General features: G+C 67.3%; 1 protein-coding gene. It reads right to left on the minus strand.

Going from position 1 to position 1,073, the window contains the following annotated elements; translation table 11 throughout:
* Nucleotides 1-134 precede the first annotated feature (134 nt).
* Entirely contained in the window at nucleotides 135-821 is a 687-nt protein-coding gene (locus MOX02_RS30695) for a zinc metallopeptidase (RefSeq protein ID WP_147029524.1), read from the minus strand.
* Nucleotides 822-1,073 lie beyond the last annotated feature (252 nt).

A 1,073-nucleotide genomic window follows, 5' to 3' on the forward strand; every position in this document is an offset into this window, starting at 1 on the left:
AACGACAGGTCCGCTAGTGATGGCAGAGCCAGTCTGTGCTCAGGGCCGCGAAGCTGCTGACCGAACTTGGCCGATAGGAGACGGCCCGCTTGCAGCCGAGCGGAGCAGGAAATCGGACGCGCGCCTCGCAGGTCTCAGAACGGGAGGAGCCGCCGAAAGCGGGCGATGTTCACGAGCGACACGAGGGACGAGGCTACGTAGGTGAGGGCCGCGGCGCGCAGTACAGTGCGGGCGCCAAGCATATCTTCAGCGTCGAGGAACCGGCCCGTTTCCAGGATAGGCAGAGCCCGGCGAAAGCTCGCGTCAAGCTCGACGGGCAGCGTCAAGAGGTGGAACACGAGGCGAACACCGAGGAGCGCGATGCCGACACCCATCTGCAGGGCGAGCAGGACAGGCGACTTGACGACGGCGAGCATCAAGGGTGCGGTCATCATCACCACGGCCGCCGCGAACTCGAAGCCTCGCACGACCGGGGCGAACGTCACTCGCGCCGCGATTAGCCGGTCTCCCGCTGCGTGCTGAAGCGCGTGGGAAACCTCGTGCGCCGCGACCGCGACCGCCGTGATCGAGCGGCCGTTATGGTTCTCCGGCGACAGGCGCACGACGTTCGCGACCGGGTCGTAGTGGTCGGCTGGCGCGATCTCGACGGGAACGTGCTCGAGCCGTGCTAGGTCGAGCAGATGGCGGGCGAGCTCGCCTCCGGTCCCGGGCAAGTCCGGCCGCTCGGTGGCGTGTTGCTGCATTGCCCGGCGCACCCACCATTGAGGCCCGAAGACGAGGCCGAACAGGAGGACGGCGCCGAGCGCTAGGAGGAAAGGCATGCCGGGTATGTAGGCGCGCGGCCATGTCCGTGAAAGCGCGACGCTTTACTCCGCCTCCAGCGCCTTTCCCCGGGGCTAGGAAGAAGGCCGCAGTTGCGGATTGGAGGGCGGCTGAGGCGTTCGCGCGACGGCCCCCGCGCTCCGGCATGGCGCCGGATACCGACTCGACCGCTAAGGCGATCCTCAGGTGGTTTTGGCGGGCAGTGTGAAGAGATCGACGAAGGACCGTGCGAGATCGGTCTTACCAGCGAA

Source organism: Methylobacterium oxalidis (assembly GCF_007992195.1).
Taxonomy (GTDB): Bacteria; Pseudomonadota; Alphaproteobacteria; order Rhizobiales; family Beijerinckiaceae; genus Methylobacterium; species Methylobacterium oxalidis.

Bases quoted from the DNA above. Each gene is read 5' to 3' on its own strand.
- MOX02_RS30695 (WP_147029524.1), bottom strand. From the start codon at position 821: ATGCCTTTCCTCCTAGCGCTCGGCGCCGTCCTCCTGTTCGGCCTCGTC.